At 68.4% G+C, this 23451-nt stretch carries 27 protein-coding genes; 20 read left to right on the forward strand and 7 right to left on the reverse strand.

Annotation, left to right across the window (positions count from 1 at the left end; all coding sequences use genetic code 11):
- The first annotated feature begins 18 nt into the window (after positions 1-18).
- Genes IEV56_RS02480 through IEV56_RS02530 form a run of 11 tightly spaced genes read left to right on the forward strand, consistent with a single transcriptional unit; the run spans position 19 to position 9310 of the window.
- Positions 19-333: a YerC/YecD family TrpR-related protein gene (locus IEV56_RS02480; RefSeq protein WP_188447377.1), complete on the forward strand. Its 315-nt coding sequence runs from the start codon at positions 19-21 to the stop codon at positions 331-333.
- Positions 330-1232 (forward strand): ATP phosphoribosyltransferase, encoded by a 903-nt coding sequence (gene hisG / locus IEV56_RS02485; protein ID WP_188447379.1) that lies wholly within the window; start codon positions 330-332, stop codon positions 1230-1232. The genes IEV56_RS02480 and hisG overlap by 4 nt, the downstream gene beginning before the upstream one ends.
- Positions 1229-2524 (forward strand): histidinol dehydrogenase, encoded by a 1296-nt coding sequence (gene hisD / locus IEV56_RS02490; RefSeq protein ID WP_188447381.1) that lies wholly within the window; start codon positions 1229-1231, stop codon positions 2522-2524. The genes hisG and hisD overlap by 4 nt, the downstream gene beginning before the upstream one ends.
- Positions 2521-3603 carry a histidinol-phosphate transaminase gene (hisC, locus tag IEV56_RS02495; RefSeq protein ID WP_188447383.1) on the forward strand — a complete coding sequence of 361 codons (1083 nt, stop codon included), beginning with the start codon at positions 2521-2523 and terminating at the stop codon, positions 3601-3603. Before hisD ends, hisC begins: the two co-directional genes overlap by 4 nt.
- Positions 3596-4654 (forward strand): bifunctional histidinol-phosphatase/imidazoleglycerol-phosphate dehydratase HisB, encoded by a 1059-nt coding sequence (gene hisB / locus IEV56_RS02500; RefSeq protein ID WP_188447385.1) that lies wholly within the window; start codon positions 3596-3598, stop codon positions 4652-4654. The genes hisC and hisB overlap by 8 nt, the downstream gene beginning before the upstream one ends.
- Before the next feature lie 29 nt (positions 4655-4683).
- Positions 4684-5280 (forward strand): imidazole glycerol phosphate synthase subunit HisH, encoded by a 597-nt coding sequence (hisH, locus tag IEV56_RS02505; protein WP_188447387.1) that lies wholly within the window; start codon positions 4684-4686, stop codon positions 5278-5280.
- The gene (locus tag IEV56_RS02510) at positions 5277-6011 is read left to right on the forward strand and encodes a 1-(5-phosphoribosyl)-5-[(5-phosphoribosylamino)methylideneamino]imidazole-4-carboxamide isomerase (protein ID WP_188447389.1); all 735 of its coding nucleotides are present in this window, start codon (positions 5277-5279) and stop codon (positions 6009-6011) included. Before hisH ends, IEV56_RS02510 begins: the two co-directional genes overlap by 4 nt.
- On the forward strand, positions 6005-6775 hold the full coding sequence (gene hisF, locus IEV56_RS02515; RefSeq protein WP_188447391.1) for an imidazole glycerol phosphate synthase subunit HisF: 771 nt from the start codon (positions 6005-6007) through the stop codon (positions 6773-6775). The genes IEV56_RS02510 and hisF overlap by 7 nt, the downstream gene beginning before the upstream one ends.
- The gene (gene hisIE, locus IEV56_RS02520) at positions 6772-7368 is read left to right on the forward strand and encodes a bifunctional phosphoribosyl-AMP cyclohydrolase/phosphoribosyl-ATP diphosphatase HisIE (RefSeq protein WP_188447393.1); all 597 of its coding nucleotides are present in this window, start codon (positions 6772-6774) and stop codon (positions 7366-7368) included. Before hisF ends, hisIE begins: the two co-directional genes overlap by 4 nt.
- A 51-nt stretch (positions 7369-7419) precedes the next feature.
- Entirely contained in the window at positions 7420-8295 is an 876-nt protein-coding gene (locus tag IEV56_RS02525) for a PhzF family phenazine biosynthesis protein (RefSeq protein ID WP_188447395.1), read from the forward strand.
- Between the two features lie 4 nt (positions 8296-8299).
- Positions 8300-9310 carry an ATP-grasp domain-containing protein gene (locus IEV56_RS02530; RefSeq protein WP_188447397.1) on the forward strand — a complete coding sequence of 337 codons (1011 nt, stop codon included), beginning with the start codon at positions 8300-8302 and terminating at the stop codon, positions 9308-9310.
- Here the strand turns inward: IEV56_RS02530 and IEV56_RS02535 are convergent.
- Together IEV56_RS02535 and IEV56_RS02540 are read right to left on the reverse strand one after the other, a co-directional pair.
- Positions 9304-9918: a glycine zipper 2TM domain-containing protein gene (locus IEV56_RS02535; protein WP_188447399.1), complete on the reverse strand. Its 615-nt coding sequence runs from the start codon at positions 9916-9918 to the stop codon at positions 9304-9306. The two genes, IEV56_RS02530 and IEV56_RS02535, sit on opposite strands and share 7 nt — an antisense overlap.
- An 83-nt stretch (positions 9919-10001) precedes the next feature.
- Positions 10002-10472 carry an SET domain-containing protein gene (locus tag IEV56_RS02540; RefSeq protein ID WP_188447401.1) on the reverse strand — a complete coding sequence of 157 codons (471 nt, stop codon included), beginning with the start codon at positions 10470-10472 and terminating at the stop codon, positions 10002-10004.
- A 124-nt stretch (positions 10473-10596) separates the two neighbouring features.
- Here IEV56_RS02540 and IEV56_RS02545 point away from each other — a divergent pair, with 124 nt between their 5' ends.
- The 7 genes from IEV56_RS02545 to IEV56_RS02575 are packed head-to-tail and all read left to right on the forward strand — an operon-like array spanning position 10597 to position 16606.
- The gene (locus tag IEV56_RS02545) at positions 10597-11034 is read left to right on the forward strand and encodes an SUF system Fe-S cluster assembly regulator (RefSeq protein ID WP_188447403.1); all 438 of its coding nucleotides are present in this window, start codon (positions 10597-10599) and stop codon (positions 11032-11034) included.
- A gap of 2 nt (positions 11035-11036) precedes the next feature.
- The gene (gene sufB, locus IEV56_RS02550) at positions 11037-12476 is read left to right on the forward strand and encodes a Fe-S cluster assembly protein SufB (RefSeq protein ID WP_188447405.1); all 1440 of its coding nucleotides are present in this window, start codon (positions 11037-11039) and stop codon (positions 12474-12476) included.
- Positions 12477-12500: 24 nt separating this feature from the next.
- On the forward strand, positions 12501-13250 hold the full coding sequence (gene sufC, locus IEV56_RS02555) for a Fe-S cluster assembly ATPase SufC (protein WP_188447406.1): 750 nt from the start codon (positions 12501-12503) through the stop codon (positions 13248-13250).
- Positions 13250-14518: a Fe-S cluster assembly protein SufD gene (sufD, locus tag IEV56_RS02560; RefSeq protein WP_188447409.1), complete on the forward strand. Its 1269-nt coding sequence runs from the start codon at positions 13250-13252 to the stop codon at positions 14516-14518. Before sufC ends, sufD begins: the two co-directional genes overlap by 1 nt.
- Positions 14518-15738: a cysteine desulfurase gene (locus tag IEV56_RS02565; RefSeq protein WP_188447411.1), complete on the forward strand. Its 1221-nt coding sequence runs from the start codon at positions 14518-14520 to the stop codon at positions 15736-15738. The genes sufD and IEV56_RS02565 overlap by 1 nt, the downstream gene beginning before the upstream one ends.
- 8 nt (positions 15739-15746) lie before the next feature.
- Positions 15747-16283 carry a GNAT family N-acetyltransferase gene (locus IEV56_RS02570; RefSeq protein ID WP_188447413.1) on the forward strand — a complete coding sequence of 179 codons (537 nt, stop codon included), beginning with the start codon at positions 15747-15749 and terminating at the stop codon, positions 16281-16283.
- Positions 16280-16606, forward strand: a complete 327-nt coding sequence (locus IEV56_RS02575) for a non-heme iron oxygenase ferredoxin subunit (RefSeq protein ID WP_188447415.1) — start codon at positions 16280-16282, stop codon at positions 16604-16606. Before IEV56_RS02570 ends, IEV56_RS02575 begins: the two co-directional genes overlap by 4 nt.
- Positions 16607-16611: 5 nt before the next feature.
- On the opposite strand, the gene IEV56_RS02580 is transcribed toward IEV56_RS02575, so the two are convergent.
- On the reverse strand, positions 16612-17259 hold the full coding sequence (locus tag IEV56_RS02580) for a HutD/Ves family protein (protein WP_188447417.1): 648 nt from the start codon (positions 17257-17259) through the stop codon (positions 16612-16614).
- Between the two features lie 88 nt (positions 17260-17347).
- Positions 17348-17671, reverse strand: a complete 324-nt coding sequence (locus IEV56_RS02585; RefSeq protein WP_188447419.1) for a ComEA family DNA-binding protein — start codon at positions 17669-17671, stop codon at positions 17348-17350.
- 186 nt (positions 17672-17857) lie between these two features.
- Here IEV56_RS02585 and IEV56_RS02590 point away from each other — a divergent pair, with 186 nt between their 5' ends.
- Positions 17858-19336 (forward strand): M20 family metallopeptidase, encoded by a 1479-nt coding sequence (locus IEV56_RS02590; RefSeq protein WP_188447421.1) that lies wholly within the window; start codon positions 17858-17860, stop codon positions 19334-19336.
- Positions 19337-19584: 248 nt separating this feature from the next.
- Here IEV56_RS02590 and cysN read toward each other — a convergent pair whose 3' ends face one another.
- Complete coding sequence (gene cysN, locus IEV56_RS02595) at positions 19585-21498, reverse strand: sulfate adenylyltransferase subunit CysN (protein ID WP_188447423.1); 1914 nt, start codon at positions 21496-21498, stop codon at positions 19585-19587.
- The gene (cysD, locus tag IEV56_RS02600; RefSeq protein WP_188447425.1) at positions 21498-22400 is read right to left on the reverse strand and encodes a sulfate adenylyltransferase subunit CysD; all 903 of its coding nucleotides are present in this window, start codon (positions 22398-22400) and stop codon (positions 21498-21500) included. Before cysD ends, cysN begins: the two co-directional genes overlap by 1 nt.
- A 146-nt stretch (positions 22401-22546) precedes the next feature.
- Between cysD and IEV56_RS02605 the strand changes: the two genes are divergently transcribed.
- A complete protein-coding gene (locus IEV56_RS02605) occupies positions 22547-22804 on the forward strand; it encodes a hypothetical protein (RefSeq protein WP_188447427.1) in 258 nt (85 codons plus the stop codon).
- Positions 22805-22880: 76 nt separating this feature from the next.
- On the opposite strand, the gene IEV56_RS02610 is transcribed toward IEV56_RS02605, so the two are convergent.
- On the reverse strand, positions 22881-23339 hold the full coding sequence (locus tag IEV56_RS02610) for an EF-hand domain-containing protein (protein ID WP_188447429.1): 459 nt from the start codon (positions 23337-23339) through the stop codon (positions 22881-22883).
- Between the last annotated feature and the right edge of the window lie 112 nt (positions 23340-23451).

Here is a 23451-nt window from a genome sequence, read left to right on the forward strand (position 1 = left end):
CGCTATTACACTATCACCATGAAAAAGCCCTCCAATCCGAAAAAACCCCTGAAAGCCGGCGTGGAAGCCCTCGCCCAGGCTTTTGCGGGCCTGAAGAACGCCGAGCAGGTGTATGCCTTCCTGATCGATTTGTGCACCCCGGCCGAGCTCGAAGCCCTAGCCGACCGCTGGCAGGTGGTGGAACCGCTGACCCGCGGCGTGCCCTACCGCCAGATCCACGACGACACCGGCGTCAGCGTCACCACCATCGGCCGCGTCGCGCGTTGTCTGGAGCTCGGCACCGGCGGCTACCAGTTCGCCCTGAAACCCGGCCGCAAAGGAGCCGCGGCATGAGCCGCCCGGCTGACCGCCTGCGCGTGGCGATGCAGAAATCCGGACGCCTGAGCGATCCGGCGCGTAACCTGCTGAAGCAGGCCGGCTTCCAGTTCCGCAGCAGCGACAAGGACCAGCTGTTCTGCTACGGCGACGGCTGCGCCGTCGATCTGGTGCTGGTGCGCGACGACGACATCCCGCAATTGATCGCCGAAAACGTCTGCGACCTCGGCATCGTCGGCCGCAACGTGCTGCAGGAGAAAGCGCTGGAGCTGCGCGGCACCGCGCATGCCGGCCTGCAGGAGCTGATGCCGCTGGCGTTCGGGGGCTGCCGGCTGTCCCTGGCGGTGCCCAATGGCCTGGATTGGCGCGGTCCGTCCGATTTGGACGGCCGTCGCATCGCCACCAGTTATCCGGAGCTGCTCGGCGAATATCTGCAGCAGCAAGGCATCGGCGCCGAAATCGTGGCGCTGAAAGGCTCGGTGGAGATCGCGATCAAGCTTGGCAAGGCCGACGCCATCTGCGATCTGGTGTCCTCCGGCGCGACCCTGGTGGCCAACGGCCTGAAGGAAACCGAAATCCTGCTGCAAAGCGAGGCCGTGCTGGCCTGCCAGAACACCCCGTTCGGCGACGGCCGCGACGCGCTGTTGGCCGATTTCCTGGCGCGCATCGACGGCGTAATGAAAGTACAGGCCAGCAAGCTGATCCTGTGCCAGACCGGCAAGCGCGAACTCGACGCCGTGCTGCGACTGCTGCCGGATGCGGTGGCGCCGGTGATCAGCCCGGTCTGGGGCGACGACGAAGCCCTGAACGTGCAGGCGCTGTGCACCAGCGCGGTGACCTGGCAGCGGCTGGAAGCGATGAAATCGGCCGGCGCCCGCGGTCTGATGGTGCTGCCGGTGGAGAAACTGCTGGCATGAACATCCTCGACTGGAACACGCTGGACCCGGTGCGGCAGGCCGCCGCGCTCGAACGCCCGAAACTGCTGCGCGACGCCAAGCTGCTGGCCGAGGTCGAGCGCATCGTCCGGCGCGTGCGCAAGGACGGCGACGCCGCCTTGCTGGCCTACGCCAAACGCTTCGACGGCGCGACGCCGGCCGCGCTGGCGGTGAGTGAAGCCGAATTCCGTGCGGCCGAGAAGGCCGTAGCGCCGGACATCAAGCGCGCGCTGAAGGACGCCATCGGCCGCATCCGGCGCTGGCACAAGGCCGGCATGGCGAAAGGCTTCTCGGTCGCCACCGCGCCGGGCGTCGACTGCGGCCGCATCATCCGCCCGATCCAACGCGTCGGCCTGTACGTGCCGGCCGGCAGCGCGCCGCTGCCGTCCACCGTGCTGATGCTGGGCGTGCCGGCCAAGCTGGCCGGCTGCGGCGACATCGTGCTGTGCTCGCCGGCGCAGGCCGACGGCGGCATCGACCCGGTGATCCTGGTGGCCGCGCGCCTGTGCGGCATCACCCAAGTGTTCAAGACCGGCGGCGCACAGGCCATCACCGCGATGGCGTTCGGCACCGCCAGCATCCCGCGCTGCGACAAACTGTTCGGACCGGGCAACCGCTATGTGGCGACCGCCAAGCAATACGTGCAGGGTCTGCCCGGCGGCCCAGCCATCGACATGCCGGCCGGTCCCTCGGAAGTGCTGGTAATCGCCGACCGCGACACCGACGCGGAGTTCGCCGCCGCCGACCTGCTGGCGCAGGCCGAGCACGGTCCGGATTCGCAGGTGCTGTGCCTGAGCGACGACGCCGGCAAGCTGGCCGACATCATCGTCGCCGTGCGGCGCCAGACCGCGCGCCTGCCGCGCGCCGCCATCCTGCGCAAATCCCTGCGCCACGCGCGCTTCATCCGCACCGCCTCGATCGCCGAGGCGCTGGCGCTGTCGAACCGCTACGCGCCGGAACACCTGATCCTGGCCGTCCGCAAAGCCGAAGCGCTGCTGCCGCAGGTGCAGGCGGCCGGCTCGGTGTTCCTCGGCCCCTGGGCCAGCGAAAGCCTGGGCGATTACTGCTCCGGCACCAACCACACGCTGCCGACCAACGGCGCCGCGCGCGCCTACAGCGGCGTCAGCGTGGCCAGCTTCCAGCTGCAGATCAGCACGCAGCGGGTCAGCCGCGCCGGTCTGCGCGCCATCGGCCCGTGCGCCGAAACCCTGGCGCGCTGCGAGCGGCTGGACGCGCACGCGCAGGCGGTGCGCCTGCGGCTGGACGCGGCATGAGCGCGCGCGGACTGATCCGGCCGGACCTGCGCGCCTTCGCCGGCTATCTGTCGGCGCGCAAGCAGAACGGTGCCGCCGCGGTGATGCTGAACGCCAACGAAGCGGCGCTGCCGCAGCCGTTCGACGACCAGGATCTGCACCGCTATCCCGAACCGCAGCCGCAGGCCCTGAAGGACGCGCTGTGCCGGTACTACGGCGTCGAACAGACCCAGCTGCTGGTCAGCCGCGGCAGCGACGAAGCCATCGACCTGCTGGTGCGCGCGGTGTGCACGCCCGGCCGCGACCGGGTCGGCCTGCAGTCGCCGACCTTCGGCATGTACGCCGTCTGCGCCCGTCTGCATGCCTGCGAAACGGTCGATGTGCCGTTGATCGAGGACGGCGGGCGCTTCACGCGCGACATCCCGGCCCTGATCGACGCCGTGCTGGCGCAGGACGTGCACCTGCTGTTCCTGTGTTCGCCGGCCAACCCGACCGGACAGGATCTGCCGAGCGCCGACCTGGAGCGCCTGCTTGCGGCGCTGCAGGAGCGCTGTCTGGTGGTGGTCGACGAGGCCTACGGCGAATACAGCACACAACCGTCGGCAACGGCCTTGTTGCCGCGCTTCGCCAATCTGGCCGTGCTCAAGACGCTGTCGAAGGCGCATGCGCTGGCCGGCGCCCGCATCGGCGCGGTAATGGCCGCACCCGAGCTGATCGCGGTGCTGAAGGCCTGCCAGGCGCCCTACCCGATCAGCGCGCCGAGCGCGCGCACGGCCCTGCAGGCATTCAAGCCCGAGGCGCTGGCGCGCACGCAGGCGCAGGTGGCGCAATGCCTGGGCGAACGCGCGGCCCTGACCGGCTTCCTGCGCGGCCTGCCGATGGTGCGCACGGTGTTCGATTCGAACGCCAACTTCCTGCTGGTGCGCTTTACCGACGCCGAAGCGGTGAACGCGTTCCTGATCGAACGCGGCATCGTGGTGCGCGGCATGGCGCACTATCCGGCCATCGCCGACTGCCTGCGCATCAGCATCGGCACCCCGGCCGACAACGCCGCCCTGCGCGCGGCCCTGACCGACTACGGAAACACCCGCTATGCGTAAAATCCTGTTCCTCGACCGCGACGGCACCCTGATCATCGAACCGCCGGACCAGCAGATCGATTCGCTGGCCAAATTCGCGTTGGTCGACGGCGTGATCCCGGCCCTGCTGCGTCTGAAGGACGCCGGCTACCGGTTCGTGATGGTGTCCAATCAGGACGGGCTCGGCACCGACTCGTTCCCGGAGGCCGATTTCCATCCGCCGCAGGACCTGCTGCTGCAGATTTTGTCTTCGCAGGGCATCGCGTTCGACGACATCCTGATCGACCGCAGCTTCCCGCACGAGCACCTGCCCACGCGCAAACCGGGCATCGGGATGCTGGTGCCGTACCTGAAGGATCCGGGCGTGCTGTGGGAGCAGTCGGCGGTGATCGGCGACCGCGACACCGACCTGCAGTTGGCCGCCAACCTGGGCTGCCGCGGCTTCAAGCTCGGCGACGGCTTGTCCTGGCCGGACATCGTGGCGCAGCTGCTGGCCGCGCCGCGCACCGCCCAGCTGCGCCGCGACACCAGGGAAACCCGCATCGCGGTCGCACTCAATCTCGACGCCGAGGCGCCGGTGCGCATCGCCACCGGCATCGGCTTCTTCGACCACATGCTGGAGCAGCTGGCCAAGCACGGCGGCTTTTCGCTGCAGCTGGACTGCGCCGGCGACATCCACATCGACGAGCACCACACCGTCGAGGACTGCGCCATCGCGCTCGGCCAGGCCCTGAAACGCGCGCTCGGCGACAAGGTCGGCATCGAACGCTACGGCTTCGCGCTGCCGATGGACGAGTCCCGCGCCGAGGCGCTGCTCGATATCAGCAACCGCGGCCTGCTGAAATTCGACGGCCGCTTCCCGCGCGAGGCGGTCGGCACGCTGCCGACCGAACTGGTGCCGCATTTCTTCCAGTCGCTGGCCGAAAGCGCCGGCTTCACCCTGCACCTGAAGGTCGAGGGCGACAACACCCACCACATGATCGAAGCCTGCTTCAAGGCCGTGGCGCGCACCTTCCGGCAGGCGTTCGCGCGCACCGGCAGCGGCCTGCCCAGCACCAAGGGCCTGCTGTGATGGCGGATGCCGTAATCAAAGATGCCGTGATGAAAGACGTCGTCCTGCTCGACTCCGGCGGCAGCAACTATGCCTCGCTGATCGCCGCCTTCGAACGCCTGGGCGCGCGCTGCACGCCCAGCCGCGATCCCGAACGCATCCGCGCCGCCACGCACCTGGTGCTGCCCGGCGTCGGTTCGGCCGGTGCGGCCATGCGCGCCATCGGCGAGCAGAATCTGGATAAGCTGATCGCCGACAGCACGCAGCCCCTGCTCGGCATCTGCCTGGGCATGCAAGTGTTATTCGAGCATTCCGAGGAATCGGATGTGGCCTGCCTCGGCCTGATTCCCGGCCGCGTCACCCGTCTGCCGGAAGCGCCCGGCATCCGGGTGCCGCACATGGGCTGGAACAGCATCCGTAGCATCGGTAGCAACCCGTTGCTGGAGGGCTTGGACGGCTGCGATTTCTACTTCGTGCACTCCTATGCCGCGCCCTGCGGCGAGTACACGCGGGCGGTGACCGAACACGGCCTCCCGTTCAGCGCCGCCGTCGGCGCCGGCCGCATCCACGGCGTGCAGTTCCACCCCGAGCGCTCCGGCCCGCAGGGCGCGCGGCTGCTCGCTAACTTCTTGGAACTGGCCGCATGAGCACGGTCATAATTCCCGCCATCGACATCCGCGACGGCCGCGTGGTGCGCCTGCAGCAAGGCGATTACGCGCGCCAGACCACCTACGCCGCCGAACCCGTGGCGCAGGCGTTGGCCTACGCGCAGGCCGGTGCCGAATGGCTGCATCTGGTCGATTTGGACGCGGCGCGCTTGGGCGGTTTCAGCCTGGCCGCGTTAGTGGCCGGGATCAAACGCAGCAGTGCACTGAAGCTGCAGGCCGGCGGTGGCGTGCGCACGCATGAACAGCTGACGGCGATGTTCGCGGCCGGCGTCGACCGCGCGGTGATCGGCACTCTGGCCTTGACCGACAAACCCGCGGTGCGCGGCTGGCTGGCCGAATTCGGTCCCGAGCGCGTGACCCTGGCGTTCGATGTCAAGCGCGATGCCGAAGGCCGCTGGCGCTGCGCCAGCCACGGCTGGACCGAACTCTCGGCCGAGGGCTTGGACGACATCCTGGCCGAATACCGGGATGCCGGCCTGTGCCATGTGTTGTGCACCGACATCGCGCGCGACGGCCTGCTCGGCGGCTACAACCTCGAGCTGTACGCGCATCTGCGCGCGCGCTGGCCGACGTTGCAGGTGCAGGCCTCGGGCGGCGTCGCGGGTCTGGACGACATCCGCGCGGTGAAGGCGCTCGGCGTGCCCGGCGCCATCCTCGGCCGCGCCCTGCTGGAAGGCCGCTTCACCCTGCAGGAGGCGATGGCATGCTGAAGAAACGGCTGATCGCCTGCCTGGACGTGGCCGATGGCCGCGTGGTGAAGGGCGTGCGCTTCCGGGGTCATGAAGACGTCGGCGACATCCTGGAGCTGGCGCAACGCTACGGCGCGCAGGGCATCGACGAACTGGTGTTCTACGACATCACCGCCAGCCCGCAGGGCCGCGGCGTGGCGCCGGATTGGGTGGCACGCGTGGCGCGGCGCATCGACATCCCGTTCTGCGTCGCCGGCGGCATCCGCTCGGTGGCGCAGGCCGCCGAGGTGCTGGCGGCCGGCGCCGACAAGATTTCGGTGAACACCCCGGCGCTGGAGAATCCGGACCTGATCGACGCCTTGGCGGCGCGCTTCGGCAGCCAATGCGTGGTGGTCGGCATCGATTCGATCCGCGACGCCGACGGCGTCTGGCGCGTGCGCAGCCACACCGGCGACCCGGATACGATGCGGCAAGCCGGACGCGCGACGCTGGATTGGCTGCAGGAAGCGGTGGCCCGCGGCGCCGGCGAAATCGTGCTGAACTGCATGGGCGCCGACGGCACCCGCGACGGCTACGACCTGGAACAGCTGGCGGCGGCGCGCGCGGCCTGCCCGGTGCCGCTGATCGCCTCAGGCGGCGCCGGAAGCATGCGGCATTTCACCGAGGTGTTCGAGAACACCGACGTCGACGGCGCCTTGGCCGCCAGCGTCTTCCACAAGAACCTCATCGCCATTGCCGAACTGAAAGCGGAATTGGCCCGACACGGAATCCCGGTACGCCTATGACACCCGAACAGATCGACCAGTTGGATTGGGACAAACAGGGCGGCCTGCTGCCGGCCATCGTGCAGGACGCCGACAGCCGGCAGGTGCTGATGCTGGGCTACATGGACCGCGCCGCGCTGCGCGCCACGCTGGACAACGGCAAGGTCACCTTCTTCAGCCGTAGCAAGCAGCGGCTGTGGATGAAAGGCGAGCAATCCGGGCACGTGTTGGCGCTGGTGCGCCTGGAAACCGACTGCGACCGCGACAGCCTGCTGGTGCAGGCGCGCCCGCACGGCCCGACCTGCCATCTGCAGCGCGCCAGCTGCTTTGCCGACGCGCCGGCGGATTTCCTGGCCGTGCTCGAACGCCGCATTGAGGCGCGGCTGGCCGCCGATTCGGCCGAGAGCTACACCCGCCGTCTGCTCGACAAGGGCCTGCCGAAGGTGGCGCAGAAGGTCGGCGAAGAAGCGGTGGAGACGGTGATCGCCGCGCTGGCGGAAGACGACACGGCGCTGCGCAACGAATCGGCCGATCTGCTGTATCACCTGCTGGTGCTGCTGCGCGCCAAGGACATGCCGCTGTCGCAGGTCATTGATACGCTCCGGTCACGCTGAGCGCCGCGCTATAATCCGAGGCACGGAACCACCCCGCAGCCAGGAGGCCGCATGCCCCGCATCATCCACGTCGACGTGTTCGCACCACGCACCGGCACCGGCAATCCGCTGGCGGTGGTGCTCGATGCCGGCGGACTGGACGATACGCAGATGCAGGCCATCGCGCACTGGCTCAACCTGGCCGAAACCACTTTCGTGCTGCCGGCCACGCAAGCCGAGGCCGACTACCGGGTGCGCATCTTCACCACCCGGACGGAAATCGCCTTCGCCGGACATCCCAGCCTCGGTACCGCGCACGCGCTGATCGACGCCGGCCTGCGCCCCAAGCGCGACGGCGTGCTGATGCAGGAATGCCACGCCGGCCTGCTGCCGCTCCGGTTGCGCCCGGAGCGTGCCGGCAACGCCTACAGCGTGCGCGTGCCGAGCTCGAAGCTGGTGCGCTTCGCCGAAGCCGGCGATGCCCTGTTCAAGCCGGTGCTGCCGGCGGCGCAGTGGACCGAGCTGAAACCGGCTTTGGTGGAAGGCGGCCGGCGCTGGTGGCTGGCCGAATTGCGCGATGAAGCCGCGGTGCGCGGCTTCGTGCCCGACAGCTACGCCATCGCCGCACTGGCGCGGGAAACCGGCAGCCTCGGACTGTGCGTTTTCGCGCGGCGCGAACCGCCGCAGAGCGGATTGGTGGTGCGCGCGTTTCCGCTTGGGGTCGGCATCGCCGAAGACCCGGCCTCGGGCGCGGCCAATGCCGCCATCGCCGCGTTCCTGCACGAAACCGGCCAACTGCAAGGGCTGGGCCGGCGCTATACCGTCAGCCAAGGCCGGGAAATCGGACGCGATGCCGTGCTCAGCCTGGAAATCGACGACGCCGGCGAGGTTTGGGTCGGCGGCGACTGCCGTACGGTGATCCGCGGCGAACTCGATTGGCGGACGTGACGCGATGGCCGCGCCAGCACTGACCGCGGCACAGGAGCAGGCCTTCGCGCAGGCGGCCGCGCAACTGGCGGGCATCATGGCGCAGCCGGATTCGCCCTTCCGCCGCTTGCCGCGCCCGGGCTTCAGGCGCGGCATCGACTTCTACACCGGCCGGGGGCTGTTGGCGGCATTGGCCAACGCCTTGCAGGCCTATCGCGCCAAACTCGGCGCGTTTCCGGATCTGGCCGAACCCCGGGACTACAACGAAAAAATCCTGTGGTTCAAATTCTTCGGCGAACTGAAAGTGCCGGAAGCCGGCGACAAGCTGGCCACCGCGCGTTTCATCCCGGAGGCCTGGCGCGACCGTATCCGTCGTCCGACCGTAGTCTGGCACTCGCACGCGCCGGCGTTGCCGGCCAACGACCGCATCGCGCCGGGCGTGTATTACCTGAAAAGCAACCACGGCAGCGGCATGTTCCGCAAGATCCGCTACCCGCTGGCGGAAGCCGAACGCGCCGAACTGCAGGCCTTGTGCCGGGATTGGCTGGCGCGCGATTACGGCCTGACCGACGGCGAGTGGTGGTATGCGGCGTTTCCGCGCCGGATCCTGCTCGAACGCGACGTCTGCGACGGCGCGCCGCCGGTATGCTGGAACATCCATGTGCTGAACGGCCGAATCGGACTGGTCGAGCTGTTCGACAAGAACGCGCAGCCGCTGCAGGTGACCTGGCTGGATGCGCGCCTGCGGCCCATGGCGGTGCAGATGGACGGTGTCGACCGGATCGCGGCGCCGCGGATGCCGGCCGACCCGGACAGCTTGCTTGCCGCCGCGTCGGCCATCGCCGCGCCCTTCGAATTCGCGCGGGTGGATTTCTTCATCGGAGCCGATGGTACGGCCTATCTGGGCGAGGTGACGTTCTCACCCAGCAATGCCATGGGCCGGCGCCCGGCGGAGATCGAACGGCAGCTGGGCGACATGCTCGCGATCGGATCCCGCCGCGCGGGCGGGATCCGTGACGCGGCCGAAGATCAGTAACGGTAACCGTAGCGGTAATCGCCGCGCGGATAGGCGTCCACGCGCACCCGGATGGTGCGGCCGGGATGATACGGCATGACGGTGGTGTACAGGCGTCCGTCGTAGCGGTAAGTCACGCGGAAGTCGGCGTCGCGGCGGCGGTCGTAATCGCGGTCGCTGCGGCACTCGACATACTGGCGGTCGCGGTCGCCGCGGTCGTTCCTGTCGATGCTGTGGCCGATCAGGCCGCCGATGGTGGCGCCGGCCACGGTCGCGGCGATGCGGCCGTCGCCCTTGCCGGTCTGGTGGCCGAGCGCGCCGCCGACGATGGCGCCGAGCACCGCGCCGTCGCTGCCGTCATCGCGGCCGCCGTAGCGGGTGCGGCACTGCGGGCCGTAGTCGCGGCCGTAGCCGCCGATGCGCTCGACGCGCACCACGCGCGCGGTATCCCAACGGCCGTAGGCGTTGCCGCGGTCGTAACGGCCGTCGTGGCGTGAATCGTAACGGTCGTCGTAACGCGCCTGGCGGTCGTAACGGTCGTCATAGCGGTCGTAACGGTCACCGGCCGACGCCTGCGCGGCGAACAACGCGGTGGCGATGGCCAAGGTACTGAGGGTGAGACGTTTCATGGCGGACTCCTATCGCGCGGGGATCGCGCAATTTCCATCCTACATAGCCATCCCCAACGGACGCTTAACGCCCGCGCATCCGTTCAGCCGCGCTTGGGCTGCAGCATGGTGCCGGTGCAGTTCCGGTTGCCGCACAGGCAGGCCCAGAGCTTCTTGAGTTTCGGCGTATGGCGTTCGGCCAGGCGGATGCCGTAGTTGTAGCTGAGCTCCTCGCCGGCCTTGATGTCGCGCGCCGCTTCGATCACGATGCGGTCCTTGGTCGGATCGCCGCCCGGATCCTCGATGTGCGAGGATTCGCAGTTCGGATCGCAGCTGTGGTTGATCCAGCGCGCGTCGTTGCCGCCGATGTTGGCGTCGAGCACGTAATCCTCGTTCAAGGTGAACAGGAAGGTATGCCCGGTCTCGTCCTCGCCGTCGTAGGCGGCATCGACTTCGGCATGGGTGCGCAGCAGCCCCTTGTATTCGATGATGAACTCGCCTTTCTTGATCGCCCGCTTGGCGAATACGCCGCTACCGTGGATCTTCGAGCGGCGCACTTGGATTTTCTGGGTCATAAACGTCCTTGGATGTGCAGGTATTGTGAACGCTGGGGCGCACCTTGCCAAGCGCGGATTGCGCGGCGGCGGCCGATACCGTACAATTTTGGTCCTGAATCCGGACTCGGACGCCCGAAACGCCATGTTGCGCGTCACCAAACTCACCGATTACGCCACCGTCGTGCTGGCCTGCCTGGCCAAGGCGCCCGCACGCGTGCACAGCGCCAGCGAGCTGGCCGAACTGGCCGGACTGGAAGCGCCGACGGTCAGCAAGGTGCTCAAGCCGCTGGCGCGCGCCGGCCTGGTCGAGGCTTTCCGCGGCAGCCAAGGCGGCTACCGCCTGGCCAAGCCGGCCCGGCAGATCTCGCTGTACGCCGTGGTGGAAGCCATGGAAGGCCGGCTGGGCATGACCGAATGCTCGGGCGACCACGGCCAGTGCGAACTGGAAGCCACCTGCGGCATCCAGGGCCACTGGCAACGCATCAACGACGTGATCGCCGACGCGCTGCGCGCGGTCTCTGTCGCCGAACTCGGCCAAAGCGGCCGCAAATCCATCCCGCTGTCACTGGCAAAGGCATGACCATGGCCACCGAACGCACCGAAATCGAACGCCAACTCGAGCGCCGCTACGACGCCGGCTTCGTCACCGACATCGAATCCGACACCCTGCCGCCCGGACTGAACGAGGACGTGGTGCGCTTCATCTCGGCCAAGAAGGGCGAGCCCGAGTGGCTGACCGAATGGCGCTTGGCCGCCTACCGGCACTGGCTGACCATGACCCCGCCGGAATGGGCCAAGCTGGACATCGCCCCGATCGACTTCCAGGCGGTCAGCTACTACGCCGCGCCCAAGGCCAAATACGCCTCGCTCGACGAGGTGCCGCAGGAGCTGCTGGACACCTACGAGAAGCTCGGCGTGCCGCTGCACGAACGCGCGCGCCTGGCCGGCGTGGCGGTCGATGCGGTATTCGACTCGGTCTCGGTCGGTACCACCTACCAGAAGGAACTGGCCGAGAAGGGCATCATCTTCTGCTCGCTGTCGGAGGCGGTGAAGGAGCATCCGGAACTGGTGCGCAAGTACCTGGGCAGCGTGGTGCCGACCGGCGACAACTACTTCGCGGCGCTGAACTCGGCAGTGTTCTCCGACGGCAGCTTCGTGTACATCCCGAAAGGCGTGCGCAGCCCGATGGAGCTGAGCACCTATTTCCGCATCAACGCCCGCGACACCGGCCAGTTCGAGCGCACCCTGATCGTGTGCGAGGACGACGCCTACGTGTCGTACCTGGAAGGCTGCACCGCGCCGATGCGCGACGAGAACCAGCTGCACGCGGCGGTGGTCGAGCTGGTCTGCCTGGAGCGCGCCGAGATCAAGTACAGCACGGTGCAGAACTGGTACCCCGGCGACGAGAACGGCGTCGGCGGCATCTACAATTTCGTCACCAAGCGCGGCGAGTGCCGCGGCGCCGGCAGCAAGATCAGCTGGACCCAGGTCGAGACCGGCTCGGCGATCACCTGGAAATACCCGAGCTGCGTGCTGCTGGGCGAGGATTCGGTCGGCGAGTTCTACTCGGTCGCGCTGACCCACCACCGGCAGCAGGCCGACACCGGCACCAAGATGATCCACGTCGGCCGCGGCAGCAAGTCCAAGATCATCAGCAAGGGCATAAGCGCCGGCCGCGGCCAGAACACCTACCGCGGCCTGGTGCGGGTGGAAGCCGGCGCCGAGGGCGCGCGCAACTACACCCAATGCGACTCGCTGCTGATCGGCAAGCGCTGCGGCGCGCACACCTTTCCGTACATCGAAGTGCGCAACCCGAGCGCGGTGCTGGAGCACGAGGCCACCACCTCCAAGATCTCCGACGACCAGCTGTTCTACTGCCGCTCGCGCGGCATCGGCGCCGAGGACGCGGTGTCGATGATCGTCGACGGCTTCTGCAAGCAGGTATTCAAGGAACTGCCGATGGAGTTCGCGGTGGAAGCCAAGAAGCTGCTGGAAGTGAGCCTGGAAGGCGCGGTCGGTTAACCCCATTTTTTCGAAGAGAACGCCATGTTAGAAATCATCGACCTGCACGCCACCGTCGGCGGCAAGGAAATCCTGAAAGGCTTCAGCCTGACCCTGCAGCCCGGCCAGGTGCACGCCATCATGGGCCCGAACGGCGCCGGCAAGTCCACGCTCGGCTATGTGCTGTCCGGCCGCGAGGGCTACGAGATCACCGGCGGCAGCGTCCGCTTCGAGGGCACCGACATCGCCGAGCTGGCGCCGGAGGAGCGCGCCGCGCTCGGCCTGTTTTTGGCCTTCCAGTACCCGGTCGAGATCCCCGGCGTGAACAACACCTACTTCCTGCGCACGGCGCTGAACGCCCAGCGCAAGGCGCGCGGCGAGCCGGAGCTGGACTCGATGGCGTTCCTCAAGCTGGTGCGCCAGAAGCTGTCGGTGCTGCACCTGAAGGACGAGCTGCTGCACCGCGCGGTCAACAGCGGATTCTCCGGCGGCGAGAAGAAGCGCAACGAGATCTTCCAGCTGGCCCTGCTGGAACCGAAGCTGGCCATCCTCGATGAGACCGACTCCGGTCTGGACATCGACGCGCTGAAAGCGGTCGCCGACGGCGTCAACCACATGCGCAGCCCGGAGCGTTCGTTCCTGGTGATCACCCACTACCAGCGCCTGCTCGATTACATCAAGCCGGACGTGGTGCACGTGATGAGCGAAGGCCGCATCGTGGCCAGCGGCGGCCCGGAGCTGGCGCTGCAGCTGGAGCGCGAAGGCTACGCCGCCGTGCGCGCGGGTGCCCGCTGATGGCGGCACTGCTCGACAGTCTGGCCGCGCTCGCCGCCGAGGTGGCCGACAGCCGCTGGCCGCGCGTGCGCGAATGGCGCGAGGCCGCGCTGGCGCAGGCCGTGCGCGTGGGTTTGCCGCACAACCGGCTGGAGCGCTGGCGCCATGCGCCGCTGCGGCCGCTGGCGGCGAAACACTTCGGCGCCGAAACCGCCGCGGCCGGCATCGAGGCTGCGGCCTTGCCGCCGGCACCGCGCCTGGTGCTGGTCAACGGCCGCTACAGCGCGCAGCACAGCGACGTCAGCGCCCTGCCCGGCCTGCAGGTGCGCAGCCTGGCCGAGGCGCTGCAGGGCGAGGACGAGCGCGCCGTGGCCGTGCTCGGCCGCACGTTCCCGGACATCGACGCGCCGTTCGCGGCGCTGAATACCGCCCTGGCCGAGGACGGCCTGCTGATCGAAGCGCCGGCCGACGCGGTATTCGACACGCCGCTGCATCTGGTGCTGCTGCAGACCCCTGACGCGCGCGGCGCGCAAACGCTGCGGCACAAAATCGAATGCCGCGACAACAGCCGGCTGCAGGTCATCGAACACCATCTCGGCGCCGGCCAGGCGTTGGATAACCAGCTCTGGCACGTGCATCTGAAGCCCGGCAGCCGCTTGGCACACGTCCGCCTGCAGGACCTCGGTCCGGCGCACACCGGCATCCAGCGCTGCGACGCGGTGGTCGCCGGCGACGCCGAATACATCCGGCTGGATGTCGATGCCGGCGGCCACTACCTGCGCCATGAACTGAACATCGCCCTGCAAGGCCGCGGCGCACGGGCGCGCGCCGGCGGCGTGCTGTGGGGCGAAGGCAACGGCAATCTCGATACCCGGCTGGAAATCCGCCATCAGGCGCCGGATACCGCGTGCGAACTGCCCTGGCGCGGTCTGGCCGACGGCAAGGCGCGGGTCAGCTTCTACGGCGGCATCACCATCGACGCCGGCGCCGACGGCAGCGACGCCGCGCTGTCCAACAAGAATTTACTGCTCGGACCGCAGGCGCAGGTCAACACCCAGCCGGCGCTGGAAATATATGCCGACGAAGTCAAGGCCGCGCACGGCGCCACCGTCGGCCAGTTGGACGCCGCCGCCCTGTTCTATCTGCGTTCGCGCGGCGTGCCGGAACGCGAGGCGGTGGCGATGCTGACCCGCGCGTTCTACGCCGAGGCCCTGGCGGTGCTCGACGCGGACCTGCGCGAGAACGTGCGGCCGTATCTGCCGGCGCGTCTGCGCGCCGAGGAGGCCTGATGTCCGCCGCCGACTGGAGCGCCATCCGCGCCGATTTCCCGATCCTGGGCCGAACGGTGCACGACAAGCCGCTGGTGTATCTGGACAGCGCCAACACCGCGCAGAAGCCGCAGGCGGTGATCGACGCCGTCGATGACTTCTACCGCAACCACAACGCCAACGTCTCGCGCGCGGTGCACCAGCTCGGCAGCGAGGCGACCGAGGCCTACGAGGGCGCGCGCCGCGCCATCGCGCGTTTCGTCAACGTGCATCCGAACGACCTGGTGCTGACCTCGGGCACCACCCAGGCCATCAACCTGGTCGCCTATTCGTTCGCGCTGCCGCGGCTGCAGCCGGGCGACGTCATCCTGGCCACGCGCATGGAGCACCACGCCAACCTGGTGCCCTGGCAGCTGGTGGCCGAACGCTGCGGCGCCACCGTGGTGCCGGTCGAGATCACGCCGGACGGCGAAATCGACCTGCCGGCGCTGAAGGCGCAGCTGGCCGGCCCGGTGAAGATCCTGGCGCTGACCCACGTCTCCAACGTGCTCGGGACGGTCAATCCGGTGGCCGAGATTTGCGCGCTGGCGCGCAAGGCCGGCATCGCCACCGTGGTCGACGGCTCGCAGGCGGTGCCGCACATGCCGGTCGACATCCCGTCGCTGGGCTGCGACTTCTACGCCTTCACCGGCCACAAGATCTGCGGCCCGACCGGCACCGGCGCGCTCTGGGCGCGGCGCGAACACCTGCAGGCGATGCCCCCGTTCTTCGGCGGCGGCGAGATGATCCGCGAGGTGCGCTTCGACAAGACCACCTTCAACGACCCGCCGCACAAGTTCGAGGCCGGCACGCCCAACATCGCCGGCTTCGTCGGCCTGGGCGCCGCGGTCGAGTACCTGTCCGCCATCGGCATGGCGCATATCGCCGAGCGCGAACAGACGTTGCTGGCCTACGCCACCGAACGCCTGCGCGCGGTCGACGGCCTGCGCATCATCGGGCAGGCCCGGCACAAGGCGGCGGTGATCTCGTTCCTGATCGAGGGCGCGCACGGCCACGATTTGGCCACCCTGCTCGATCTGGAAGGCGTGGCGGTGCGTTCCGGCCACCACTGCGCGCATCCGCTGATGCAGTTCTACGGCGTGCCGGCGACCTGCCGCGCGTCCTTCGCGTTCTACAACACCGAGGCCGAAGTCGATGCGCTGATTGCCGCCATCGCCAAGGTCCGGCGCATGCTGGGCTGAGGGCGGCAATGCAGCTGCAGTTCCGCAACGCCGTCGAACGCGACGCCGAGGCCATCGTGGCCCTGGTCGAATCGGCCTACCGCGGCGAATCCAGCCGCGCCGGCTGGACCACCGAAGCCGACTTCCTGACCGGCCAACGCACCGACGCCGAGGGCGTGCGCGCCGACATCGCCCGGCCCGAGAGCCTGATCCGGCTCGCGCTGGACGGCGACGGCCGGCTGCTGGCCTGCTGCCATCTGGAGCGCACCGGCCCGGCCTGCTACTTCGGCATGTTCTCGGTCGACCCGGCCCGCCAGGGCGGCGGCATCGGCAAACGGCTGATGGCCGAGGCCGAACGCCTGGCGCGCGAAGACTGGGGCTGCACCCGCATGGAGATGACCGTGATCGACATCCGCGACGAACTGATCGCTTTCTACGAGCGCCGCGGCTACCACCGCACCGGCGTGAAAAAGCCGTTCCCGTACGGCGATGCCCGCTTCGGCCAGCCGCTGCGCGACGACCTGCGCTTCGAGGTGTTGGAAAAACCGCTGGAGGACGCCCGATGAGCGCGCCCCTGGACGGCTGGCAGGCGGTCTGCCGCACCGATGAACTGCTGCCCGGCGAACATGCGGTGTGCTTCGACGGCGACACCGCGATCCTGGTCTGCAACGTCGACGGCGAGCTGTACGCGCTGGAAGACAAATGCACGCATCAGGATTTCGAGCTCAGCGCCGCGCCGCTGCAGGGCGCCGAGATCGAATGCGTGCTGCACGGCGCCCGTTTCGACGTGCGTACCGGTCAGGCGCTGTGCGCCCCGGCTTACGCGCCGGTGCCGAAATTCCCGGTGCGCGTCGAAGACGGCGTGATCTACACCCGCGACGACCGCTGAGCGGCTCAGCCGCCGATGCGGCCTTCGGCCGGATCCGGCAGCAGCTCGGGACTTTCGGCGGCGGCGGCATGCAGGTCGGTGATCTTGATCCACAGCGCCTCGCCGAAACCTTCCAAGATCAGGCGCCAGAAGCCGGGCACCGGCTGCAGCAGCAGGCCGTCGCCGGCGACCACGTGCGGCGTGCCGGGATCGTCCTTGACGCGGATCTCGCCGCCGAGCACGTACACGAACCAACTCACGCCCGGCTCGGCCAGGAAGAACAGGCTGCCGTGCATGGCCCGGCGCTCGACCGCGACCGCGACCGCATCGCGTTTCCAGATGACGTTGAAGTCCCGGCTGGGGCCGCCGAGCGGCTCGGCCGACATCGGCCACTCGCCCGGGAAACGGAAGCTGCCGTAGGGTGGCCGCAGTTCGACCGGCTTTTCCGGAAACGGCGGCGTCAGGCGCAGGCCCTCGCCGCTGAGCAAGGTCAACGAGCGCTCGCAGCCGGGAAATTCGGAGAACGGTCCGGCCTGTTCGATATCGGCCACCGAAACGCGCCACGACCAATCCGCCGCGCCCTCGGGGAAGCGGCAGATCTCCTGTGTGCTGCCGCCGCCGTTCTTCCAGGGCATCACGGTGTAGGCGGCATGCGGGAAATGGCGGAAGCTCATGCGCGCAGTGTGTCACAGCTCGGCCTCGGGCGCAAAAACGGACGCCCGGCCGGAGCCGGGCGTCAAGGCGGCATCGAACCGCCAAGGATCAGCGCGCCGGGACTTTCTTGGCGGCGGCCGGCGTGGCCGGACGGGCGCCGACGCTGATGCGGGCGGCGTTGCGCTTGACCGTGGCCTCGCCGATGCCCTTGACCTTGGCGAGATCGGCGGCGCTGCGGAACGGGCCGTTGGCCTTGCGGTAGGTGATGATGGCTTGCGCCTTGCTGGGACCGACGCCGTCGAGCAGACGGTCGAGGGTGGCGGCGTCGGCGGTGTTGATGTTGACGGTGCCGGCGGTCGGCGCGGCCTGGCTGGCGCCGGCCAAACACAGGGCGAGGATCAGGGTCTTCAGGGTCAGGGCGATGGCTTTCATGGCGTTCTCCGAAATGGGCTGGGGGTGGACTGGCGTCAGCGCCAGGTGAGGCCAGTGTCGCCCGTACGCCCCGTCCGACATCAGCGGACGATGCCGCAACGGCCTGTCGGAAAATTCCGAATGTGGTTCACGGTCGGTTACGGGCAATGGGGTAGAATGTTTTTTTCGCAACACAAGGCCCGACCCATGGACAGCACCGCCCTCTCCGCCTTCATCCAGCAACGCTGGGACGACGACATCGTCGGCCAGCTGGTGGAGTACATCAAGATTCCGAACAAGTCGCCGATGTTCGACGCGGAGTGGCAGGCCAACGGCTACATGGAACAGGCCACGCGACTGCTGGCCGATTGGGCCAAGGCCCAGGACATCCCGGGTATGACGGTCGAGATCGTGCGTCTGGAAAACCGCACGCCGCTGATCTTCGTCGAGATCGACGGCCAGGGCGAGGACTGCGTGCTGATGTACGGCCACCTCGACAAGCAGCCGGAAATGACCGGCTGGGACGCCGACCTGGGCCCGTGGAAGCCGGTGATCAAAGGCGACAAGCTGTACGGCCGCGGCGGCGCCGACGACGGCTACGCCCTGTTCGGTTCGCTGACCGCCATCGCCGCGCTGAAGGCGCAGGGCATCCCGCACGCGCGCACCGTGATACTGATCGAGGCCTGCGAGGAATCCGGCAGCTACGACCTGCCGCATTACGTCGACCATCTGGCCGCGCGCATCGGCAAGCCGAGCCTGGTGGTCTGCCTGGATTCGGGCTGCGCCAACTACGACCAGCTGTGGTGCACCACCTCCCTGCGCGGCCTGGCCGGCGGCAACCTGCGGGTCGACGTGCTGACCGAAGGCGTGCACTCCGGCGACGCCTCGGGCATCGTGCCGTCCAGCTTCCGCGTGCTGCGCCAGCTGCTGAACCGCATCGAAGACGTCGATTCCGGCCGCATCCACCGCGACGAGCTGCATGTGGACATCCCGGAGCAGCGCGTCGATCAGGCCCGCCGCGCCGCCGAGGTGCTGGGCGAGGACGTGTTCGACAAGTTCCCGTTCCTGCCCGGCATGCGTCCGATGGCCGAGGACCTGGGCGAGCTGATCCTGAACCGCACCTGGCGTCCGGCGCTGTCGGTCACCGGCATCGACGGCATGCCGCCGCTGTCCAACGCCGGCAACGTGCTGCGTCCGTTCACCGCGGTCAAGGTCTCGCTGCGCATCCCGCCGATGTTGGACCCGGAGGCGGCGACCCGCTTCCTGAAGGACACCTTCGAGTCCGATCCGCCGTACAACGCCAAGGTCAGCTTCGATATCGAGAAGGCCTCGACCGGCTGGAACGCGCCGGCGCTGGCGCCCTGGCTGGAGGCGGCGATCGAGGACGCCTCGCAGGCGGCCTTCGGCGCGCCGGCCATGTACATGGGCGAAGGCGGCACCATCCCGTTCATGGGCATGTTGGGCGAGAAGTTCCCCGGCGCGCAGTTCATGATCACCGGCGTGCTCGGCCCGCACAGCAACGCGCACGGCCCGAACGAGTTCCTGCACATCCCCACCGGCAAGCGCGTGACCGAAGCGGTGGCGCATGTGGTGGCGGCGCATTACCGCGCCGGCCAAGCGGGCCTGACCCAAGGTGTGGCGGCGCATGAAGGCCACGCGCAGTTCGGCGATCACGGCTGCTGCTGATTCCCCTGCCCTTCGGGCGGTGATTACTACCCCGCCCTTCGGGCACCCCTTCGTTCCGAAGGGGACAAAAGCTCTGATGTGCCCCATCCCCTTCGTTTACGAAGGGGTGGCGCGTAGCGCCGGGGTAGCGCTTTTGGCGGCCTGGCCGAATCCCCCTGCCCTTCGGGCATCCCCCTTTTCCAAAGGGGGAAACACACCCTAACGCCCCGCACCTCCCTTCCGTTGGAAGGGAGGCCGGGAGGGATGGCTCAGCCAATCCGCTTCAGGATGGCGTCGACCATGGCGTCGATATCCTGCTCGGCGGTGCGCAGGTGCAACTCGGGGTTTTCCGGCGCCTCGTACGGTGAGGAGATGCCGGTGAAGTTCGGCAACTCGCCGCGCCGGGCCTTGGCGTACAGCCCTTTCACATCGCGTTGCTCGCACAGTTCGATCGGCGTGTCGACGAACACTTCGATGAAGCCGTCGTCGCCGAACAGCGAACGCGCCATGGCGCGCTCGGCGCGGTAGGGCGAGATGAAGCTGACCAGCACGATCAGGCCGGCGTCGACCATCAGCCGCGCCACTTCCGCCACGCGCCGGATGTTCTCGACGCGGTCGGCCTCGGTGAAGCCGAGGTCCTTGTTCAGGCCGTGGCGGACGTTGTCGCCGTCCAGCAGGTAGGTGTGGTGGTGCGCGGCCAGCAGGCGCTGCTCCAGGCGGTTGGCGAGCGTGGACTTGCCGGAGCCGGACAGGCCGGTGAACCAGATGCAGCGCGGCGTCTGGGCTTTGAGCGCGGCGCGCGCGGCGCGGTCGACGTCGAGCGACTGCCAATGGATGTTGCCGGCCCGGCGCAGCGCGAAATCCAGCGTGCCGGCGGCGACCGTGGCGTTGCTCTGGCGGTCGATCAGGATGAAACCGCCGAGGGTGCGGTCGAGCGCGTACGGCTCGAACGCGATGGCCCGGTCGAGCTTGAGGTTGCAGACGCCGATCTCGTTCAGATGCAGGGTCTTGGCCGCCAGCGGCTCCTGGCTGTTGATGTCGATGCGGTGCTTGATCTCGGTGACGGTGGCGTTGACCGTGCGGGTGCCGATCTTCAGCCAATAGCCGCGGCCGGGAATCAGCTCGGCCTCGTCCATCCAGACCAGGTGCGCGGCGAACTGGTCGGCGGTCTCCGGCGGATTGTGGGCGGCGGCGATGACGTCGCCGCGGCTGATGTCGAGCTCGTCGGCGAGGGTGAGGGTGATGGCCTGGCCGCTGACCGCCTGCGGCAGGTCGCCGTCGGCGCTGACGATGCGCGCGATGCGCGAACGCTTGCCGGACGGCAACGCGACCACGGCGTCGCCGGGCCGGAACGCGCCGGCGCAGACGGTGCCGGCGAAGCCGCGGAAATCCAGGTTCGGACGGCAGACCCACTGCACCGGCAGGCGGCCGGGAATGTCGGTGCGTGTTTCGACAGGCTCAACACGCATTTTCGTGTCCGCTCCGACGGCTGAGCCTGTCGAAGCCGTCTCCACCGTTTCGAGGTATTCCAGCACCGTCGGGCCGCCGTACCAGGGCGTGTGCAGCGAGCGCGCCGCCAGGTTGTCGCCGCCGAGCGCCGACAGCGGCACCGCCTGCACGTTGGCGATGCCGAGCTGGTCGGCGAGCGCGTGATAGTCCTCGACGATGGCGTTGAACACGCCCTCATCGAACCCGACCAGATCCATCTTGTTGACCGCCAGCAGCACGTGCCGGATGCCGAGCAGGGACACGATGAAGCTGTGCCGGCGGGTCTGGGTCAACACGCCTTTGCGCGCGTCGATCAGCACCACCGCGACGTCGGCGGTGGAGGCGCCGGTGGCCATGTTGCGGGTGTACTGCTCGTGTCCCGGGCAGTCGGCGACGATGAACTTGCGCCTGTCGGTGGCGAAGAAGCGGTAGGCCACGTCGATGGTGATGCCCTGCTCGCGTTCGGCGGCCAGGCCGTCCACCAGGAGCGCGAAATCGACCGCGTCGCCCTGGGTGCCGTGTTTGGCGGAATCCTTCTCCAACGCGGCCAGCTGGTCGTCGAACAGGCCCTTGGTGTCGTGCAGCAGGCGCCCGATCAGGGTGCTCTTGCCGTCGTCGACGCTGCCGCAGGTGATGAAGCGCAGCAGCGATTTGGTCTCGTGGCGCTGCAGGTAGTCGCGGATGTCGGCGGCCATCAGAAGTAGCCCTCCTGCTTCTTCTTTTCCATCGAGGCCGACTGGTCGTGGTCGATCATCCGGCCCTGGCGCTCGGAGGTGCGCGCGGTCAGCATCTCGGCGATGATCGCCTCCAGCGAATCGGCCTCGGACTCGATGGCGCCGGTCAGCGGATAGCAGCCCAGGGTGCGGAAACGCACGGTGCGCATTTCCGGCGTCTCGCCGGGATGGAGCGGCATGCGCCCGTCGTCGACCATGATCAAGCCGCCGTCGCGCTCCACCACCGGACGCGGCTTGGCGAAATACAGCGGCACCACCGGGATGTTCTCGCGGAAGATGTACAGCCAGATGTCGAGCTCGGTCCAGTTCGACAGCGGGAACACGCGCACGCTCTCGCCGGCGCGGATGCGGGTGTTGTACAGGCTCCACAGTTCCGGGCGCTGGGCTTTCGGGTCCCAGCGGTGCTCGGCGCTGCGGAAGCTGAAGATGCGCTCCTTGGCGCGCGACTTCTCCTCGTCGCGGCGGGCGCCGCCGATGGCGGCGTCATACTTGCCGGCATCCAGCGCCTGCTTAAGGCCTTGGGTCTTCATGACGTCGGTGTGCACGGTGGCGCCGTGCGTGAACGGATTGACGCCCTGGGCCAGGCCCTCGGGGTTGACGTGCACCTTGAGCTCGACGTCGTAGCGCTCGGCCACGGTATCGCGGAAAGCGTACATCTCGCGGAACTTCCAGGTGGTGTCGACGTGCAGCAGCGGAATCGGCGGTTTGGCCGGGTAAAAGGCCTTGGCCAACAGGTGCAGCAGCACCGAGGAATCCTTGCCGATCGAATACAGCATGACCGGATTGGCGAACTCGGCCGCCACTTCGCGGAAGATGTGCAGGCTTTCCGCTTCCAGACGGTCGAGATGGGAGAGCTGGTTCATACGTTCGTTCATCAAAGGCATAGGCGCCATTCTAGGGGATTTGCGGACGGCGATGGGATTTAGCGCGCATTCAGTCCGTTGCGCACGGCTCAGGCGGAACTTGCTATGCTTATGCCATGTTCCCCGCACCCCCAAGGAGTGCCGCCATGAAGAAAACCCTCCTCGCCCTGGCCTTCGCCGGCAGCCTGCTGGCCGTCTCGGCCCAGGCCGCGCCGACCTGCCCGGCCGACCTGGACAAGACCGCCTGCGTCTACTTCAAGGAAGGCTACGCCGCCGGCCAAGACGACGCCAAGGCCGGCATGAAGAACGCCTACGAGCGCCACGAAGACAGCTACGACTCGCGCTTCGAGACCGCGTTCGCCAAAGGCTACGAGCAAGGCTTCAAGGACGGCCAGAAGAAGTAACCCGCCGTCGGCCGGATCCACCCGGCAAAACCCCCGCTCATGCGGGGGTTTTGTTTTGCTGCCGTCGGGAACCGGCTTACTTCTTGGCCGGCGCGCTCATCCGGCCGACGAACTGCACGTACTCGCGGAAGTCCAGCTTCTGGTCCTTGTTCAGGTCGAAGTCGGCGAACTTCGGCTTCGGCTCCTTGGCCGCCTTCACGCCCGGCAGCGCGTTGAACTCCACCGCCTCCAGCGTGCCGTTGCCGCTCTTGTCGCCGGCCTTGAACAGCTGGCCCAGCTGCTGCAGCAGCATCGCCTGACGGCGCTCGGCCACCACCCCGCGCTTGAACTCGTCGAAGCTCAGCTGCTTGTTGTTGTCGGTGTCCAGCGCCGCGAACATCTTGTCGATGCCCTGATCGAGGTTGGCGCCCGGCGCGGGCTTGGCGGCCGCCGGTTTGGCCGAGGCGGGCACCGCCGGCGTGGCCGGCTTGGTCTGGGCGGATGCGCCGCCGGCCAGGGCCAGCAGCAACGGAATCAGGTAACGGGTCGTGTTCATGGCGTGGCGGTCTCCGGGGCTTGGGTGGCGTCTTCAAAGGTGATCAGCTCGCGGATCTCGCCGGTACGCAGGCCGACCATCATCGGATTGCGCACGCCGGGCAGGAAGCTGA

It is taken from the genome of Arenimonas maotaiensis (assembly GCF_014638745.1).
GTDB classification, from domain to species: Bacteria; Pseudomonadota; Gammaproteobacteria; order Xanthomonadales; family Xanthomonadaceae; genus Arenimonas; species Arenimonas maotaiensis.

Excerpts from the sequence above, each read along its gene's own strand:
- IEV56_RS02605 (WP_188447427.1), top strand. The coding sequence starts at position 22,547 with ATGAAGAAAACCCTCCTCGCCCTGGCCTTCGCCGGCAGCCTGCTGGCC.
- IEV56_RS02585 (WP_188447419.1), bottom strand. The coding sequence starts at position 17,671 with ATGAAAGCCATCGCCCTGACCCTGAAGACCCTGATCCTCGCCCTGTGT.
- hisB (WP_188447385.1), top strand. The coding sequence starts at position 3,596 with ATGCGTAAAATCCTGTTCCTCGACCGCGACGGCACCCTGATCATCGAA.
- IEV56_RS02570 (WP_188447413.1), top strand. The coding sequence starts at position 15,747 with ATGCAGCTGCAGTTCCGCAACGCCGTCGAACGCGACGCCGAGGCCATC.
- hisIE (WP_188447393.1), top strand. The coding sequence starts at position 6,772 with ATGACACCCGAACAGATCGACCAGTTGGATTGGGACAAACAGGGCGGC.
- IEV56_RS02525 (WP_188447395.1), top strand. The coding sequence starts at position 7,420 with ATGCCCCGCATCATCCACGTCGACGTGTTCGCACCACGCACCGGCACC.
- IEV56_RS02610 (WP_188447429.1), bottom strand. The coding sequence starts at position 23,339 with ATGAACACGACCCGTTACCTGATTCCGTTGCTGCTGGCCCTGGCCGGC.
- hisF (WP_188447391.1), top strand. The coding sequence starts at position 6,005 with ATGCTGAAGAAACGGCTGATCGCCTGCCTGGACGTGGCCGATGGCCGC.
- IEV56_RS02480 (WP_188447377.1), top strand. The coding sequence starts at position 19 with ATGAAAAAGCCCTCCAATCCGAAAAAACCCCTGAAAGCCGGCGTGGAA.
- sufC (WP_188447406.1), top strand. The coding sequence starts at position 12,501 with ATGTTAGAAATCATCGACCTGCACGCCACCGTCGGCGGCAAGGAAATC.
- IEV56_RS02540 (WP_188447401.1), bottom strand. The coding sequence starts at position 10,472 with ATGACCCAGAAAATCCAAGTGCGCCGCTCGAAGATCCACGGTAGCGGC.
- IEV56_RS02545 (WP_188447403.1), top strand. The coding sequence starts at position 10,597 with ATGTTGCGCGTCACCAAACTCACCGATTACGCCACCGTCGTGCTGGCC.
- hisD (WP_188447381.1), top strand. The coding sequence starts at position 1,229 with ATGAACATCCTCGACTGGAACACGCTGGACCCGGTGCGGCAGGCCGCC.
- sufB (WP_188447405.1), top strand. The coding sequence starts at position 11,037 with ATGGCCACCGAACGCACCGAAATCGAACGCCAACTCGAGCGCCGCTAC.
- IEV56_RS02590 (WP_188447421.1), top strand. The coding sequence starts at position 17,858 with ATGGACAGCACCGCCCTCTCCGCCTTCATCCAGCAACGCTGGGACGAC.
- IEV56_RS02580 (WP_188447417.1), bottom strand. The coding sequence starts at position 17,259 with ATGAGCTTCCGCCATTTCCCGCATGCCGCCTACACCGTGATGCCCTGG.
- hisC (WP_188447383.1), top strand. The coding sequence starts at position 2,521 with ATGAGCGCGCGCGGACTGATCCGGCCGGACCTGCGCGCCTTCGCCGGC.
- cysN (WP_188447423.1), bottom strand. The coding sequence starts at position 21,498 with ATGGCCGCCGACATCCGCGACTACCTGCAGCGCCACGAGACCAAATCG.
- IEV56_RS02530 (WP_188447397.1), top strand. The coding sequence starts at position 8,300 with ATGGCCGCGCCAGCACTGACCGCGGCACAGGAGCAGGCCTTCGCGCAG.
- IEV56_RS02575 (WP_188447415.1), top strand. The coding sequence starts at position 16,280 with ATGAGCGCGCCCCTGGACGGCTGGCAGGCGGTCTGCCGCACCGATGAA.
- IEV56_RS02535 (WP_188447399.1), bottom strand. The coding sequence starts at position 9,918 with ATGAAACGTCTCACCCTCAGTACCTTGGCCATCGCCACCGCGTTGTTC.
- IEV56_RS02565 (WP_188447411.1), top strand. The coding sequence starts at position 14,518 with ATGTCCGCCGCCGACTGGAGCGCCATCCGCGCCGATTTCCCGATCCTG.
- cysD (WP_188447425.1), bottom strand. The coding sequence starts at position 22,400 with ATGAACCAGCTCTCCCATCTCGACCGTCTGGAAGCGGAAAGCCTGCAC.
- hisG (WP_188447379.1), top strand. The coding sequence starts at position 330 with ATGAGCCGCCCGGCTGACCGCCTGCGCGTGGCGATGCAGAAATCCGGA.
- IEV56_RS02510 (WP_188447389.1), top strand. The coding sequence starts at position 5,277 with ATGAGCACGGTCATAATTCCCGCCATCGACATCCGCGACGGCCGCGTG.
- hisH (WP_188447387.1), top strand. The coding sequence starts at position 4,684 with ATGAAAGACGTCGTCCTGCTCGACTCCGGCGGCAGCAACTATGCCTCG.
- sufD (WP_188447409.1), top strand. The coding sequence starts at position 13,250 with ATGGCGGCACTGCTCGACAGTCTGGCCGCGCTCGCCGCCGAGGTGGCC.